The following is a 16717-nucleotide window of genomic DNA, read 5'->3' as shown; positions in this document are numbered from 1 at the left end:
TCACATTAAACACCTATTTTAGTACACCAAAACCAACTACAAGCCATGAAAAACCTATTCGCTAATCTAAAAGGCGATGCTTTTGGAGGAATAACTGCCGGAATTGTTGCGTTACCGCTAGCGTTAGCTTTTGGAGTTTCCTCAGGATTAGGACCAAGTGCTGGACTGTACGGAGCGATTTTCATCAGTTTCTTTGCCGCGTTATTTGGAGGAACCAACACACAAATTTCGGGACCAACAGCACCAATGACAGCCGTAAGTATGGTTGTTATTGCAGGAATTATTGCCGCAAACGGAGGCGATACACAAAAAGCAATGCCTGCTATTTTAACGGTATTTCTTTTGGCAGGAATCATGCAAGTTGGTTTGGGCGCTATTGGTTTGGGTGCTTACATAAAATACATTCCGTATCCTGTAGTTTCAGGATTTATGACGGCAATTGGTGTCATCATTCTTATCACACAAATTCTGCCTTCGCTTGGATATTACCCAAAAGAAGATATGCAATATGTAAGCAATTTTAAGTCACAAGCAGAAGAAGTTATCCTAGAAGACATTCTAAAACAAGAGCAAAAAGAAGGGATTTTGGTCTTAGAAAACTTTGAAGAAACTATAAAGCGTGGAAAAGAAATTACACAAGATGATATTCTTAGAGAATCGCGTGTGCTGGCAAAAAACAATGCTTCAGGAGTTATTGGCGCGTTAAAAGTATTGCCGCGTGCGTTGAAAAATATCAATTGGTTAGAACTTATTTTAGCCTTTTTTACTATTGTCATTATTTACGGATTCAAGCGGATTACGAAAGCAATTCCGAGTACATTAGTAGCACTCGTCGTCATGTCGGGAATTGCATATGGTTTTGGTTTACAGTACAAACCGATTGAAAAAATTACAGGAGATTTCCCATTGCCCAAAATGGAAATATTTGCCGAATTTAGCTTTGGAAACATTACACCTTACATCTTTACGGCATTAACTTTAGCACTTTTGGGCGCTATTGATTCGTTATTGACAAGTGTGGTGGCGGACAATATGACCAAAACGAAGCACAAACCAAATAAAGAGTTGGTTGGACAAGGAATTGGAAATGCCATTGGAGCCATTTTTGGAGGAATTCCAGGCGCTGGAGCAACCATTCGTACGGTTGTAAATATCAATTCTGGTGGAAAAACGCGTTTATCAGGAATGATTGCAGGTGTATTATTATTGATAATTCTCTTAGCACTTGGACCTGTAGCTTCACAAATTCCAGCGGCAGTTTTAGCAGGGATTTTAATTACAGTTGGTATTGGTGTAATGGATTATAAAGGACTAAAAGCCATTCCAAGTTTGCCAAAAGACATCAAATTGGGACCAATACGATTGAGCTCAGAAGTACTAATCATGCTCATTGTACTTGGATTGTCTACATTTTGGGATTTAATCTATGCAGTTGGTATTGGATTGATCATCGCTTCGTTGATGTTTATGAAGAAAATTGGAGACATTACGGCAAATGGTTCAGACATTAAAACCTTACGGGAAGAAGCTTGGGATGACGAAATTGATTTTCCTGAGAATTTAAAAGAAGAAGTATTCATCAAACATATCAAGGGTCCATTATTTTTTGGTTCTACTAGTGAAATTCAAGCATTGGCGAAGCAGTTGCCCGAAACGGCACGTACTGTCATCATTCGTATGGAAAGAATGCAATACATTGATCAATCAGGATTGTATGCGTTGGAAGACATCTTAGTTGATTTAAAAAGTGACGACCGAAAAGTATTATTTGTAGACATTCCGACACAACCGCGCTACATGATGGAACGTATTGATATCATTCCAGATTTAATTCCAGAAGCAGATTGCTTTGACAATTTTGAAAATTGTTTGCAATGGATTAAAGTAAATGTAGAAGATACGGTTCATTGAGAGTCATATATGATATATGCTAAAACCCACATCACTTTTATGAGTTGAGTGGGTTTTTACTTGTGTTATCTGTAGTTGACTATTTCAAATTCACAATATCCCAAAAACCGTCTTCATCTTTTTCTAATTTTCCGAGTTTCATTTTATCTTCAAGATACATTTTAATATTATCCTCATAGGAATATGCCGTATGCATTTCATATGTGTCTAATGTTTCTTTTTCTACAATTACAGGGCCGTTGCCAACAAGTGGAGAATTTTTTTTAGAATCTCTAACATCATAGCAGAAAATCCAACCAAAATCGAATTCTTCTGTTGCATTTTCATATATGATAATATCACTTTCCTCTTCTTCATTCCATAGAATATCTTTGATGATAAAATCTACATACTCTTGCATTACTGTTTGTGCTTGTTCTTTTGTATACATTATTTTTTAATTTAAAAATTTGTTGGTAAAAAACGATATTCATCATATATTAAATTTGCTTTTCTTCCTGTTTGGCCATCTAAAAATTTAACAACACCATTTTCATTAAGGACATTAAATACATGCCCTGAATTTCGTCCATTTATCTTGCCATAAACTATCCCACGCTGTCCTAGTTTTAGAGTTTGTCTTATTTCTTTAGGTCTCATATTTAATATAAATTTTCTTCCATATTCTTTTTCAAGAACTTTTATACTTGTTCCTTTTTTGTAAGATATTGTATTTACATATTTTCCGCCTTTCCATCTTTTTCTTATTGTAAAAGTAACGGCTGATGTTGGTAATCCTGCAAGTGTTCTATCAACAGCTAAAGCACAGTTTACACAATTATAACTTCCTTTTACCTCGCCGGTATAAATATTCCTATTAACATGCCAAATACTTTTTGCTTTTTTATTTTTACCAGCTATTTCAGAAATCTCATCTAAAATTCTTGCCTTATCCGCTTCATCAATTTGTTTTGCGGCAACAAACTCATCAAGTTTTTTTGCTAACAGATCAGATTCTTTAGATATAATCTTGGCATTAATTTTTAAACCTCCAGAAATTGCATCTGTAAGGTCTACTGATAAAGTAAGCATTTCTAACCAAAATAAGAAATTTGTTAAGGCTCTTCCAAACTCAGTATCTTCTAATCCTGTTATTTTTAAGAGGATGTTGATTGTTCCACTTGAAATTTCAATAGCAGCAGCAACTCCTTTGGCAGCTTTATATACATAAAATGTGTTTTTGAGTCGAATCCCATTTTTTATTATATCAGCTGCATCAGCAATTCTTGCTAAGTGGCGAAACTTCGCTAGATTTCCAAACCCTGAAAGTGATGTCAGTATGTCAAATGTATAAGAAACAGTTGTGCCAACATTGTTCCAAAACGCTTTGTCTTCACTAGCTTTTATTAGCAGAGCAGGCGATATTTTTTGCAATTTTATAGCATCTTTATCTGTAGGATTAGGTAATGAAACTGGATATAATGGGTGGTATGTAAGTTGCCAATTCCCTTCTATTAGTGCAGTAACATCATCTGCACTTTCAGGGAAGAAAGCCCCATAAAGTTCATCAGACCAATGTATATCAGGAGTAAAAACGATATTATCATTTTCGTCGAATACTACGTCAGTATTACTTGTATGAAATCCAATTATTTTATTAGATTTATATGGAAGCATTTTCCAGGGCTCTTTCTTTTCCTCTTTCTTTGTTATTTTAGTATAATATGAAGTGTTTTTGTACACTTCATGATCACGTTTGAAATACGAACTCTTTCTCCATATTTTGTAAATAAAATAGTTGTAGCGAACAAAATTATTTGTGTTCATCTTATGATAGAAAGTGATAAGATAACTACGTCCTTCATATGTTTTGGAAAGTAATTTATCTAGCAAATAATCATTTTTTTCGTTGTTTTCTATATTCTTATGTTGTTGAATAAGTTGTAAAATTTCGAATAATTTTATTGTAATATCTTCAACATTCACTGTTATATTTGTGATAGGAAACTTTATAACACTATCTATAGCAAACCAAATAAATCTTTCTCCTAGTAATATATTCCTGTTTTTTTTATCTCTAAACAAATTTTGCTCTTTGATAAAGAAATCTAATGGAATATAATAGATGATGACTAGTATTCCAACAATAGAAAACTTAGATTTAATGTTGTTAGTTCTAATTTCGAGTTCTTCAGTAACAATTTCAACATATTTTTTAAAGCAATCTCTTTTTCTAAAATTAGTACCTTCCCATATATCTAATGGAGACACACCATTTCTAAAATAAGTAAGTTCCATAAATGCTAAAAAGCCTTCTAAATGATTAAATGTGAGTTTTATTGCAGGTTGGAAACGTCCGTTAGTGATAGGGATTTCAAAATGATCATTAAGCAATTTGTGGTATTCATAATATAGCGTAATTTTCCCTTGTTCTTTTATGATTTTTGGATACCAATATATTTCCCCAGCTTCTTTGTAAAGACTCAAATTTATAATTCGCTTTTTATACTCTTCTTTAGATTGCTCTAGAAGCAATTCCCCAAGCATCACTTCAATAGGCGTATTTCTATAACCACTAGCGTTTTTGTAGTCTAGTTGGTATTCTCCATTTGTAAGTCCTCCTAAATCCTTAGGATTATAGTCTAGTGTTTTATGTCCAAAAATCTTTATTTCGGGGAGTGCAATTTCAACAGAATATATTTTTTGTTGTTCAACATGATAATAATGTAAATGTTGTAATTCAATAGGAATGAAAGTTAAATTATCATACGGTAGAAAATAACTTTCGTCAGAACTTGTGTTAGGAATTAAAACATGCTCTAAACTTATATAAGTAGTTTCGCCATTTCGTATTCTTTTAAAATAATAATCAACTTCATCCCCATTTCTTGTTACAACGAGTGGATACTGAATGTTGATGGGGAGAAATCCACCACCTAAATCTTCTGCAACTGGAGAACCTTTTCGAATAATTTTGGTTACATTCTTTGAAAAAGAAAACTGCTCTTCATCTAGAAAATCACTATCAATTCGAATTAAATAATGTGTATCCTTATGCCTACTATAAGCATCATACTTTTTAGGATTTAGATATGTAGTTAATAAATTTATATTTACCATAATTATTCTTTAAGTTCCTTTCATAGCGAGTGTGTCATTTACATAAAATGAAATTGAAAAACTGTCCTTAGAAAGTTGTTTTTTATTTTTTAAGATTGAAGTACTTAGTTTAAAAGTACAGAATGCTTTTTTGAAAACAGCCTATAGTTTATAAGCGTAGATGTTTTTTTGTAGACGTAGCATTTTAACTAAAAATTAAGTTAAATAAGCGTTGAAAAAAGTTATTTTTTCAAAAAACAAGCATCGTATTATGAGTGCAAGAAAAGAAGAAAATTAAACATATGTATAGTTTTACTAAAGTAGCTCCAATAGTTGCAGTAAAAGTTTTTTTGAATGCTGATATTCAATTTGTTATCTTTAAGGGTGTTAAGTACTTTATAACCTTTTAAAAACATTCATCATGAAAAAACGTAGTATCACAAGAATCAGCAAAGAAGAAAAAGTTCAAATTGTACATCAAACAATTCAAATAAGAGGCGGCATGTCTGGCATGACTTCTGAAACTGAAGTTGTAGAATATCAAGGAAACAACACTTAAGCTTCCCAAATACAACAAATACTGAACATCATATAAAGGTAATTGAGACGTTTGGGTACAAAAAGACGTATTGCACACCGTGTCAGTAAAATTTTAATGGTTTAATAATTACATTTGAAACAATGAGTAATACCAACGCTACTATAAAATGCGATTCTGGATACGAAGTTGCTTTTTATAGTAGAATTGGTATAGTTATTAATAAAACAAAAAATTATGAAAAAGCAACATCTTACAGACATTAAAAATTTGGAAAAAAAACAAATAGCAATTAACATTTACACAATAAACGGAGGTGGATCAGATACCGAAGTTGAAGTTGTGGAATACAGAGCTGGAGACGATGATATTCTCTAGTGTAACGTGAGTTCGATATAAGTGATTCAATTCATATTTATGATTGAGCTTAGAAACTTCTTGCTAAATGACACATTTTAGTGTTTTATTTTCATTTTCTTTGCTTTCCCAAAGAAAAGAAACAAAAGAAAGGGAACTTTTCCAGAGGTATTTTTAGTTTTTCTTTCTGAAAAAAAACTAAAACCGCATGAATTTCCCTAAATTTTTTCCAAGGCTTCAAAAATTTTTAACGGAAAATCCCTGCTATACTTCGGAAAAGAAAAGTATCGAACTAAATTTTTACGTCGAACTTAGGTTAGTATAACAAATCTATACAGATTGTAAAAAAAGTAATTTAAAGAAAGTTGTTAGTAATTCGCTAGCAACTTTTTTTAAAATATCAAATCAATCAAAAAGTCAAAAAAGCTGTAAATCACATAAATAATCAACGCGATTACCAAAAAAATCATTCCCAAACAACACCCGCAATTTGGACTTTTTTTAGTTGAATTGGATTCAAAAACAAAAGGAGTTCTTCGTTTTGGCGCTTCCGTAGCTGGCAAAAAATATCCTCGCCAAGAACGTTCTGGGAAAGATAAAACCCAATCTTCATTACAAAAAGTGCATTGATGTGTGACTTCTGGAAAGTTTTCATCCATTTCATCAGTGCTGACAACACGTATAAAAGTCTCAGTGTCCAAGCTTTCTTCAAAAGTATAGAAGTCGTTTTCATTGGCAAATTCATATCTTCTAAATGGCAAACAACGTTCACATGGAGCTGAAATAGTAGTAGGAAGCATTTAATTTGAAGTTGTCTTTTTTCCTTTCATCTTCCCTTTCAAAGAAGTTGTGTTCAATTTCTTTTGCAAAGGTTTCACAGTTACATGCTCATGATGTTCTAGTTTCGGATTTGCACATTTTTCACACATAATTTTTCTTTCTATTTTTTATAGGTAGTAATTGGTTTTGCCTTTAACGTGTAGTCTGCCAAAATTGATTTCGCTTCTTCAGTTGTAAGATACTGTAATTCTATATGTTTTAAAACTTCTTTTTCAGAAAAACTAGAACGTGTTAATACCAATTTAAACACTTCTTTTTTTGTCGCTAACGATATAGATTTTTCCTTGCAAAAATTGGTATACGCATTTGCCATCATCATCCATATTGTAATCTCTTTGTCCGGATTTAGATCTCTCTTAAAATCTTCAATCCATTTTTCTTTAGATGTTGGATCTACTTCTTTAAAAGTTTCGTACAAATAAGTAATCTGCTCAAGTTGCTTGTCCGTTAGTGTTTCACGTAAAATAGGTCCTTGTTCAATTGTATTTGGATCAACAACTTGTGTTTTTTGTTCATTTTTACAACTCATAAAAAGCAATAGGAACAAAATAGGTAAAATTCGAATCATAAGAAATATATTAATTTTCAGTTGCTGGAGTTGTTTCCTGTTCGTCATCTTCTTGTAGTTTTGTTTCTTCTAAAACATAGGCAAACACAAATCCGCCAATTTCTTTAACAGGTTCATATAAAATAGATTCATCAATTTTTTCCTTTGCTACAAATTCCATCGTATTATTTGTTCTGTCAAAGAAAACCAATACCGCACCTAACATGACGGCAACTTTCAAGCCGCCAAAAGCACCACCAAGGAGTTTATTCAAAATTCCTAACGATGCAAAATCGGCAATCTTTGTCAACAATTTTCCTGTCAAGGTAATCACAACTAAAATAACGGTAAATGTAATGGCAAACGCAGCCAAATTGATATATTTTTCGTCCCAATCAAAGCGTTCACTTAAAAAATCACCTGCATAATATGAAAAGTGAATCGCACCGTACACACCTGCAATCAAAGCTACCAATGAAGCTACTTCGACAAAAAGTCCTTTCATAAGTCCACGAACAAATCCAAACAAAAGAAGTCCGCCCAAAATGATATCAATAAAATTCATACGTATCGAGTTTTAACAAATATAGAACTTTTATTGAGAGTGATTTATTGCATTTTCATTCGCTTTCTATGGTAAAATAACAAACATATACAGCTCATTCCTACGAAACTAATTACCTTTGCAGCTGAAAAAGAAGAAAACAATGGCAAGAGACGAACAATTAAAAGAACGATGGAACAATGTGGTTGAAAAATTGACCCATCAATTTGCAGAAGGCGACACGCTCGATTTGGATGCAATCATCTATTTAATTGGTATTCAAGAGTTGGGTCAACTACACAAAACCTTCAAAAAAGATGAAAAAGTAAACCTAATGCATATTGCTATTTGTCGCTTGTTAGAACCATACGGTTATTACGAATTTGACTACTTTGATGATGATGGTTGGCCACATTACAAGTTTAAAGAAGCTTTGCCAACATTAAAAGCAGGCGAACAAACCGTTTTAATGAAAGAAGCCATTGTCAACTATTTTTTAGAAAAGGAATACATTCAGTAAGTAAGTTTTGTTTAAATTTGCAAGCTAAATCAAGAATATCGTCATGATAGATAAGATAAAGGAACATATTGCGGAAGTAGAAAAATTTACCCCGCAAGCCAAAGAAGACATTGAAAACTTCAGAATAAAATACTTAGGTAAAAAAGGATTGTTAAATGATTTTTTTGCTGAGTTTAAAAATGTTCCAAATGAACAAAAGAAAGAATTTGGGCAAACGATCAATAAATTAAAAACGGTTGCACAAGATAAAGTAAACGCTCTTAAAGAAGCTTTGGAAAACAATGCGGAAGAAAAAGGCGTTTATGGCGATTTAACGCGACCAGCTGAGCCGATTGAAATTGGCGCGCGTCATCCAATTTCGTTAGTAAAAAATCAAATTACCGATATCTTTGCACGTATTGGTTTTAACGTGTCTGAAGGTCCAGAAATTGAAGACGATTGGCATAACTTTACTGCATTGAATTTGCCTGAATACCATCCAGCACGCGATATGCAGGATACATTTTTCATTCAAACCAATCCAGATATCTTATTACGAACGCATACAAGTTCTGTACAAGTTCGTTACATGGAAAACAATCAACCACCGATTCGTACGATTTCTCCAGGAAGAGTATATCGTAATGAAGCGATCTCGGCACGTTCTCACTGCTTTTTCCATCAAATTGAAGGATTGTACATAGACAAAGAAGTAAGTTTTGCAGATTTAAAGCAAACACTACAATATTTCACCAAGGAAATGTTCGGAAAATCTAAAATCAGATTGCGTCCGTCGTATTTCCCGTTTACAGAACCAAGCGCCGAAATTGATGTATATTGGGGATTGGAAACAGAAACCGATTACAAAATTACCAAAGGAACAGGTTGGTTAGAAATTGGCGGTTGCGGAATGGTAGATCCAAACGTATTGACAAACTGTGGAATCGATCCAACGGTATTTTCAGGATTTGCATTTGGAGTTGGTATTGATCGTATTGCGATGTTATTGCACCAAATTTCAGACATCCGATTGTTAAGTGAAAACGATGTCCGTTTCTTATCGCAATTCAAATCTGCATTATAATCTCAATGAAATGAAGAAAGATATTGAAATTCCTAAAGTAGAAGGTGTGTATATGGCAGTTGTAGAAGAATACAACGAAATTTACAAAACAGACGATTGGAACGCATATATCATCAATGAAAATGAAGTTGATTTAGAAATGATATTAATTGTTTCTCGCGGATACGATACGGAGCGTGAAACTTCTGTGATGCGTCACAAATTGGACAAACTTCCTGCAAAATCGTATGCAAAAGCAGAATGGTTACAAGAAGATGTATTCTCATTAAACAACGAATTCAGAGTTACCTTTTTTCTAGAAGGAAAGATGTACGATAAAAAATATCTTTTCAGAAAAAACACCATTAACAAAAATGCATTTCAGCCACTTCCATTAATGAATGCAAAGGGAATTTTAGTAAAATAATCTGTGTCATTTTCTTTTAGGAACTAATTTGCTGAAAACTTATGAAACGTAAATTTTAGGTTTTTTTTGAATAATCTTGTTGGTTTATAAGAAATATAGTACGCATCATTACATTCATTAGTACTTCATGCTAAATCATTCTTCTGTAGTAATGTAGTTTTATTCTTCTAAATATTAGAAAGAAATTTCATCTTATTTTTCATCTCAATCATTTCTACTACAAAAATACCTCAAGGTCATTTTGATTAGTTTGAAGGAATTTATGTTTCCCACAATCAATATAATAACGGAAAGATGCTCTTGAGAAAATACCATGAAAATATATGTTGCAAAAAACTAAATGTGAATCAAGAAGCAATACATTGTGTGAACTTCTAATTTGAAAACAATACGGAAAACCCAGTATTTACAGGCTATTTCAACAACATTGTACGTTCAAAACGAATTCATACAATAGCATTTGTAAACTTAAAAATACCCATGAATAGTAGCAGAATTTTTTATGTTTAAAGAAAAGTAGATCAAAACTGTCTATATTTTTCAGAACACTTGCAATTACGGAAAAACCATAATATTTAAACGTACTTACCTTGTTTGTGTGAAAAACATACAATATTGTATAAAAAAAAGCATTATAATTGTCTTGATTATATGCTAAGTGAAAGTAGTGAATTTCTTTAATATTTATCACTATTTATGACAAAGATAAACTCCTCTATTATCTTTATTTAAAAAACTATTTTAAACAAGTACTCATGTGACTGAGAAGAGCGTAGCTATGCTCAAAAACCAAATTTTACTATGAAATTTTATGCTGGATGGTATGTTTTATATGTAAGGTCGCGCTGGGAAAATAGAGTCCACGAACACCTTCAAGATATAGCTGTGGAATCTTTCCTTCCGAAAGTTAAAGTCGTAAAGCAATGGAGCGATCGCAAGAAGAGTCTTTTGGTACCTTTGTTTGCTTCGTACATATTTGTAAATATAAAGTCATCATTGGAATTTCATAATGTATTATCCGTTAATGGCGCTTACTTTTATATACAATTTGGAGACACTTACGCTAAATTGACAGAAGAAGAAATAGAACAAATAAGACTATTGGTCAATAATGAGTATCTCAATCAATTTAGTACGCATGACAGACTTCCTAAAATTGGAGAAACAAAAAAAATCATGCATGGACCACTTCGCGGACTCAATTGCGAAATTATAGAAGCTGACAAATACAGTAAAATCATTGTACGAATTGATTCTTTACACCAAAGTATTCAAGCAACCATGTCACTCGATTATTTTGAAAGTGAAACATGAAATACACTAATACAAATTCGATGAACAGTATTAACCAAAAAAAATCTGCTGATTATTGGTTAACAAAACTCCAAAAGAATGCTGCCATATACAAACCTTCGGAAGAAATTTGTAGCGCTCCAAAAGCATCTTTTAGGACTGAGAATACTGCTTACTTTTCAAAACTTACAGGAGGCAATGTGCTTGCTGAGTATACAGTATTGTTAAGTGTGTTTAAGGCACTTTTATGCCGTTATTTTCAAGAAGAACATCTTTTTGTGTATACGAAAAACATTCAGGATGCTCATACTCCGCTGTTAATAGAGATTGAATCAATTTCAAAAAAATCACTCAAAACCTATTTTCAAGAGGTAAAGAAACAAATTCAGCAAGCGTTTGCTCACAGTGATTACGATGCGAAATTTCAAGAAAAATATCCTTTTGAACACTATGCGAAATATGGTTTTTTATGGGGAGAAACGAATGAAGAAGCATCTTCCAAACAGTTACTAACTTTACATATTCAAAAAGAAAAGACAGGTTTTGTTTATTATATTTCACATGATACACAGTTTGTAACCACCGATGTAGTTGCACATTTTTTGGCTACTTTCAAGCGATGGATAATAACATTGGAAACAATTTTACAGCAAGAAATTAGCACAATTCCTATTATAAATTCAGTAGAAAAGCAACAATTACTTTACGAGTTTAATGCGCCTGAAATCCGTTTTTCTAAAACTGAAAATTTGGTGCGTATTTTTGAAAAACAAGTAAGGAAAACGCCTGAAAATATAGCGCTTCTAGTTGAAAATAAAGAATTTACATATGCTTGGTTGAACAAAGCATCAAATCAATTGGCTCGGTATCTGCAAGCGAAACATCAAATACAACAGGACGATTTTGTAGCCATTAAACTGGAACGAAACGAGTATTTATTAGTCGCTATATTAGGTGTTTTAAAAGCTGGAGCAGCGTATGTTCCTTTAGATGTAAAGTATCCTAAAACACGTATATCGTACATAGAAAATGATAGTCAATCTAAAGTAATCATACATGAAGAATGGCTTCAAAAATTTAAAGAAGAAAAGAATCAGCATAGTGCAGAGAATTTGGATGTGGAAATTTCTACAAATCAAACAGCTTATGTAATATACACTTCTGGAACTACAGGAAATCCAAAAGGAGTTGTAATTTCACATAAGAATGCAGTGGCATTGCTGCATTGGTCACAAGAAGAATTTCAATCTGACAAATTTGATATTGTATATGGATCAACTTCTCATTGTTTCGATTTGTCCATTTATGAACTCTTCTATCCACTTTCAGTTGGAAAGAAAATACGCTTGCTAAAAAATAGCCTTGCCATAACAGACCATCTTTCTGAAGATAAAAATATACTCATCAATACAGTGCCGTCTAGCATGCGCCATTTGCTAGATAGTAACGTAGATATAAGTCATGTGAAAAGTATAAATTTGGCGGGAGAACCTTTTCCATTAGACATGGCAGAAGTATTACTGCAAACGTCTATCAACATACGTAATTTATATGGTCCGTCGGAAGATACTACCTATAGTACTGCGTACAAATTAAGTGCAAATACAATATATACAGCATCAATTCCAATTGGAAAACCTATTACAAATACACAGGTATATATTTTAGATGAAGCATTAACAATGATGCCAACTGGTGTTGCTGGACAATTATATATTTCGGGAGATGGATTGGCAAAAGGATATTTAAATCTTCCTGAATTGACAGCCGAAAAGTTTATTAAAAATCCTTTTGACGCTTCAAAATTGATGTACAATACTGGCGATTTAGCAACATGGATGCCAGATGGAAACATTAGTTTTTTAGGTAGAAAAGATCATCAAATAAAGCTTAGAGGATATCGCATTGAACTCGGAGAAATAGAACACGCAATTCGTTCGTATGATGAAGCAGTTCGACAAGCGGTAGTGATTGCTAAAAATGATACACTCATCGCATTTTACAGCGTAGACACGCCTATTTCAGTAACGGCGTTACAAACATATTTAATTGAAAAGCTGCCAGAATTTATGGTGCCAAGTCACTTGGAAGCGTTGCAAACAATTCCACTGACACCAAACAAGAAAATTGATAGAAAAGCACTGCAAACTCTACAACTGCATCGAAATGTAGCTGCCACATATGTAGCTCCAACGAACCATACAGAACAAACGCTTGTAGCTATTTGGTCAGAAGTATTGGGCATTGAAAAAATAGGAATATACGATAACTTTTTTGACTTAGGCGGACACAGTTTACTGATCGGGCAAGTTATCAACAAGCTTTACAAAAAGCTTCATGGCACAATTAATTACAGCGAATTTGCTCAAAACCCAACAATTCATCACATTGCCAAGTCAATACAGCAAAAAACATACAAATCAATTCCAAAAGCTCCGCTACAAACGCACTATCCACTTACTACAGCGCAACATAGAATTTGGGTTTTAAGTCAACTTGATGGCGGAAACATTGCATACAATATGCCTGCTGCAATGACACTCAAAGGCAAATTGGATCGTGAAAAGCTAGCACAAGCATTTACATATTTAATTGAAAAGTATGAAATACTAAGAACGAGTTTTCAATCCAATGAAGAAATTGAGACATACCAACATATTTCAACGGTAGCAGATGTTGCATTTGCAATCAATACCATCGATTTTAGTGAGAAAACCACGGAACAAATCAACGAGTTTTTACAAACAGAACAGCAAAAACCATTCGATTTGGCGCAAGCACCGTTGCTTCGTGTACATCTGTTGCAATTAAAAGAAGATGTGCATCTATTTTCTTTTGTAATGCATCATATCATTAGTGATGGTTGGTCGGTAGAATTGTTATCTTCTGAAATTCTTCGAACGTACAATGCGTTGGTCGCAAATCAACACTATCAAACTGCACCGCTTCCTATTCAGTATAAAGACTATGCGGTATGGTTGCAATCAGAAGCGTATCAGGAAATCCAACAAGAATCTGAAACCTATTGGATTGAAAAATTTTCAGGAGAAATTCCAGTATTAGAGTTACCTAGTTTTAAAAAACGACCTGTAGTACAAACCTATAATGGCAACACAATTCATCATCAATATTCATATGAATTTACGCAAAAACTAAAGGAATTTTCAAAAGAACAAGAAGCAACTTTATTTATGACATTATTGTCAGGAATCAATGCGTTACTTCATCAATATACTCACCAAAAAGACATCATTATTGGAATTCCGATTGCAGGAAGAAAGCATCCTGATTTAGAACAACAACTAGGATTATTTCTAAATACACTAGCAATTCGTACAGCATTCCCAGAAGGCATCAATTTTAAAACATTAGTACAACAGCAAAAAAAATCGTTACTAGAAGCATATCAACATCAAGAATATCCATTCGACGAACTAATTTCACAACTAAATTTACGTAGAGATACTTCGCGATCAGCATTATTTGATGTCATGGTTGTATTGCAAAACCAAAAGCAAGTACAATCTATTTCAAATGCAAAGCAAACACTTACGGGAATTCAAGTTGCGCCATACGAATTAGAACGTACAACATCACAATTAGACGTAAGTTTTACATTCATTGAAAAAGACACAGGATTGTATGTAGAAATTGAATACAACACCGATATTTATGACAATATATTGATGGATCGCATGTGTGTTCACTTTGAAAACTTAGTAACAGCTGCCATTTTGCATCCAAACGAAAATATTCAATCGTTGGTATACATTACCAACAACGAATCTGAACAACTCTTAACGGAGTTTAGCAATACAATTACAGCATTTCCACATGAAAAAACGATGGTGTCTTTATTTGAAGATCAAGTAGCAAAAACTCCCAACGCAATAGCTGTAATTTATGAAGAAAACAAATTGACATATGCGCAATTGGATGAAAAAGCAAATCAACTAGCGAACTATATTGAAAGCAAAATTTCCATACAGGCAAGTGATGTTATTGCTATTAAATTAGAGAAAAATGAACAAATAATAGTCAGTATTCTAGGTGTCTTAAAAACGGGCGCAGCATATGTGCCAATTGACATCAACTATCCAGCAGAACGAATTGACTATATCGAGAAAGATAGCAAGGCAAAGCTCATCATCAATCCAGCATTTATAAAACAATTTGAAGCAACAAAATCATGCCTAAGTAAAGCAAAACATACTGACGATGTATTGGCAAAAAACTTGGCGTACATCATTTATACTTCTGGCACCACAGGAAAACCAAAAGGTGTCATGGTAAGTCATCAAAATATTGTTAGTATTTATCACGATTGGAAACAGCAATACGAGTTGGATACATTTCAAATAAATCTGTTACAATTGGCAAGTGTTTCCTTTGATGTATTTGTTGGCGATATGTGCAGATCGTTACTCAATGGTGGTACCATGATCATTCCTTCGAAGGATGCAAAACTAAATCCTGAAGCTTTGTATGATGTAATGAAAACACATGAAATTTCTATTTTTGAAGGAACACCTGGACTGCTATTACCATTGCTAGATTATATCAAACAAAACGAGAAAGATTACCGTTTTTTAAAATTATTAATCTTTGGTTCAGACAGTTTTAACAATCAAACATTCAATGCTCTAAAAGACGAATTTGAAACCGAAGATCGAAAAGTAATCAACAGTTACGGTGTTACAGAAGCGACTATCGATTCTACATTTTACGACGGTTACACTACAGAATTACAAGGAACAACGCCTATTGGAAAACCTTTCAACAACACTTCAATATACATACTAAATGCTCAAAAAGAAATTGTGCCTGTAGGCGTTTATGGAGAATTGTACATTGGCGGCGCTGGTGTAAGTATGGGATATCACAACCGAGAAGAACTAACAGCTACAAAGTTTGTGCATATACAACACGCAAAAGAAAAAGTATATGCAACTGGCGATATTGCACGTTGGCTTCCAGATGGAAACATTGATTTTCTTGGAAGAAACGATCATCAAGTAAAAATTAGAGGTTATCGTATTGAGTTAGGAGAAATTGAAAGTATGTTAAATACATTTTCAGAAAACATACAACAGGCAATTGTTATTGTACATGAACATCAAGAAGAAAAAACACTAATTGCGTACTACGCAGCTACCGAAATCATAGAGAAAACGACACTTAAAAATTACCTTTTAGAAAAATTGCCCGATTATATGGTGCCAAGCTTTTTTATACAGCTTGACGCGATGCCGTTAACACCAAATGGAAAAATAGATAGAAAACAACTTCCAAGCATTTCAGAAGATGACATCATCAAAAAATCATACGTAGCTCCTAAAAATGAAGTAGAAGCCACGCTGGTTTCCATTTGGAAAGATATTCTTTCGTTTGATACCATTGGTACGCAAGATGATTTCTTTGAATTGGGCGGACATAGTTTAAAAATAAACAAACTCAAAAACCACATACAAAAAGAATTCAATGTTAGTATAAGCTTCAATTCGCTCTTTTTACAAACAACTATTGAAAAACAAGCAAGCATCATTGATAAATTACAACTTACAGTTCATCACAATGAAGAGGAAGAAGACGAACTGGAAAGCTTTGTCATATAAACCAA

At 33.2% G+C, this 16717-nt stretch carries 13 protein-coding genes; 8 read left to right on the top strand and 5 right to left on the bottom strand.

From position 1 onward, the window contains the following. The first annotated feature begins 45 nt into the window (after positions 1 to 45). Positions 46 to 1911: a SulP family inorganic anion transporter gene (locus tag AA089_RS00470; protein ID WP_046754935.1), complete on the top strand. Its 1866-nt coding sequence runs from the start codon at positions 46 to 48 to the stop codon at positions 1909 to 1911. A 79-nt stretch (positions 1912 to 1990) separates the two neighbouring features. Here the strand turns inward: AA089_RS00470 and AA089_RS00465 are convergent, their stop codons facing one another. Both AA089_RS00465 and AA089_RS00460 read right to left on the bottom strand, forming a co-directional pair. Further along, positions 1991 to 2341 (bottom strand): hypothetical protein, encoded by a 351-nt coding sequence (locus tag AA089_RS00465; RefSeq protein ID WP_046754934.1) that lies wholly within the window; start codon positions 2339 to 2341, stop codon positions 1991 to 1993. Positions 2342 to 2352: 11 nt separating this feature from the next. Next, positions 2353 to 5010, bottom strand: coding sequence for a toxin glutamine deamidase domain-containing protein (locus tag AA089_RS00460; RefSeq protein WP_046754933.1), 2658 nt, complete (start codon positions 5008 to 5010; stop codon positions 2353 to 2355). A gap of 400 nt (positions 5011 to 5410) precedes the next feature. Between AA089_RS00460 and AA089_RS24425 the strand changes: the two genes are divergently transcribed. Beyond that, the gene (locus AA089_RS24425) at positions 5411 to 5548 is read left to right on the top strand and encodes a hypothetical protein (protein WP_156168844.1); all 138 of its coding nucleotides are present in this window, start codon (positions 5411 to 5413) and stop codon (positions 5546 to 5548) included. A 216-nt stretch (positions 5549 to 5764) separates the two neighbouring features. After that, the gene (locus AA089_RS24420; RefSeq protein ID WP_156168843.1) at positions 5765 to 5905 is read left to right on the top strand and encodes a hypothetical protein; all 141 of its coding nucleotides are present in this window, start codon (positions 5765 to 5767) and stop codon (positions 5903 to 5905) included. A 371-nt stretch (positions 5906 to 6276) separates the two neighbouring features. Here AA089_RS24420 and AA089_RS00455 read toward each other — a convergent pair whose 3' ends face one another. From AA089_RS00455 to AA089_RS00445, 3 genes are all read right to left on the bottom strand, one after another. Beyond that, entirely contained in the window at positions 6277 to 6684 is a 408-nt protein-coding gene (locus tag AA089_RS00455; protein WP_046754932.1) for a hypothetical protein, read from the bottom strand. A 140-nt stretch (positions 6685 to 6824) separates the two neighbouring features. Next, entirely contained in the window at positions 6825 to 7253 is a 429-nt protein-coding gene (locus AA089_RS00450) for a hypothetical protein (protein WP_162200397.1), read from the bottom strand. A gap of 49 nt (positions 7254 to 7302) precedes the next feature. After that, complete coding sequence (locus AA089_RS00445) at positions 7303 to 7836, bottom strand: CvpA family protein (protein ID WP_046754930.1); 534 nt, start codon at positions 7834 to 7836, stop codon at positions 7303 to 7305. Positions 7837 to 7978: 142 nt separating this feature from the next. Between AA089_RS00445 and AA089_RS00440 the strand changes: the two genes are divergently transcribed. From AA089_RS00440 to AA089_RS00420, 5 genes are all read left to right on the top strand, one after another. Next, complete coding sequence (locus AA089_RS00440; protein ID WP_046754929.1) at positions 7979 to 8335, top strand: hypothetical protein; 357 nt, start codon at positions 7979 to 7981, stop codon at positions 8333 to 8335. 43 nt (positions 8336 to 8378) lie between these two features. Next, positions 8379 to 9398: a phenylalanine--tRNA ligase subunit alpha gene (pheS, locus tag AA089_RS00435; protein ID WP_046754928.1), complete on the top strand. Its 1020-nt coding sequence runs from the start codon at positions 8379 to 8381 to the stop codon at positions 9396 to 9398. Between the two features lie 10 nt (positions 9399 to 9408). Further along, positions 9409 to 9804: a hypothetical protein gene (locus AA089_RS00430; protein WP_046755015.1), complete on the top strand. Its 396-nt coding sequence runs from the start codon at positions 9409 to 9411 to the stop codon at positions 9802 to 9804. A gap of 801 nt (positions 9805 to 10605) precedes the next feature. Further along, entirely contained in the window at positions 10606 to 11118 is a 513-nt protein-coding gene (locus AA089_RS00425) for a UpxY family transcription antiterminator (protein ID WP_046754927.1), read from the top strand. Between the two features lie 20 nt (positions 11119 to 11138). Continuing rightward, positions 11139 to 16712 carry a non-ribosomal peptide synthetase gene (locus AA089_RS00420; protein WP_162200396.1) on the top strand — a complete coding sequence of 1858 codons (5574 nt, stop codon included), beginning with the start codon at positions 11139 to 11141 and terminating at the stop codon, positions 16710 to 16712. Positions 16713 to 16717: the final 5 nt, after the last annotated feature.

Origin of the sequence: Kordia jejudonensis (genome assembly GCF_001005315.1) — a bacterium.
Lineage (GTDB): Bacteria > Bacteroidota > Bacteroidia > Flavobacteriales > Flavobacteriaceae > Kordia > Kordia jejudonensis.
Note: the sequence above shows the minus strand (reverse complement) of the source record. Positions and strands in the feature narration are given on the sequence as shown.

What these genes read in the sequence shown, in the direction of transcription:
- AA089_RS00450 (WP_162200397.1), bottom strand. Translation starts at nt 7,253, where the DNA reads ATGAGTTGTAAAAATGAACAAAAAACACAAGTTGTTGATCCAAATACA.
- AA089_RS00430 (WP_046755015.1), top strand. Translation starts at nt 9,409, where the DNA reads ATGAAGAAAGATATTGAAATTCCTAAAGTAGAAGGTGTGTATATGGCA.
- AA089_RS00440 (WP_046754929.1), top strand. Translation starts at nt 7,979, where the DNA reads ATGGCAAGAGACGAACAATTAAAAGAACGATGGAACAATGTGGTTGAA.
- AA089_RS00420 (WP_162200396.1), top strand. Translation starts at nt 11,139, where the DNA reads ATGAACAGTATTAACCAAAAAAAATCTGCTGATTATTGGTTAACAAAA.
- AA089_RS00465 (WP_046754934.1), bottom strand. Translation starts at nt 2,341, where the DNA reads ATGTATACAAAAGAACAAGCACAAACAGTAATGCAAGAGTATGTAGAT.
- AA089_RS00445 (WP_046754930.1), bottom strand. Translation starts at nt 7,836, where the DNA reads ATGAATTTTATTGATATCATTTTGGGCGGACTTCTTTTGTTTGGATTT.
- AA089_RS00470 (WP_046754935.1), top strand. Translation starts at nt 46, where the DNA reads ATGAAAAACCTATTCGCTAATCTAAAAGGCGATGCTTTTGGAGGAATA.
- AA089_RS00460 (WP_046754933.1), bottom strand. Translation starts at nt 5,010, where the DNA reads ATGGTAAATATAAATTTATTAACTACATATCTAAATCCTAAAAAGTAT.
- AA089_RS24420 (WP_156168843.1), top strand. Translation starts at nt 5,765, where the DNA reads ATGAAAAAGCAACATCTTACAGACATTAAAAATTTGGAAAAAAAACAA.
- AA089_RS00455 (WP_046754932.1), bottom strand. Translation starts at nt 6,684, where the DNA reads ATGCTTCCTACTACTATTTCAGCTCCATGTGAACGTTGTTTGCCATTT.
- pheS (WP_046754928.1), top strand. Translation starts at nt 8,379, where the DNA reads ATGATAGATAAGATAAAGGAACATATTGCGGAAGTAGAAAAATTTACC.
- AA089_RS24425 (WP_156168844.1), top strand. Translation starts at nt 5,411, where the DNA reads ATGAAAAAACGTAGTATCACAAGAATCAGCAAAGAAGAAAAAGTTCAA.
- AA089_RS00425 (WP_046754927.1), top strand. Translation starts at nt 10,606, where the DNA reads ATGAAATTTTATGCTGGATGGTATGTTTTATATGTAAGGTCGCGCTGG.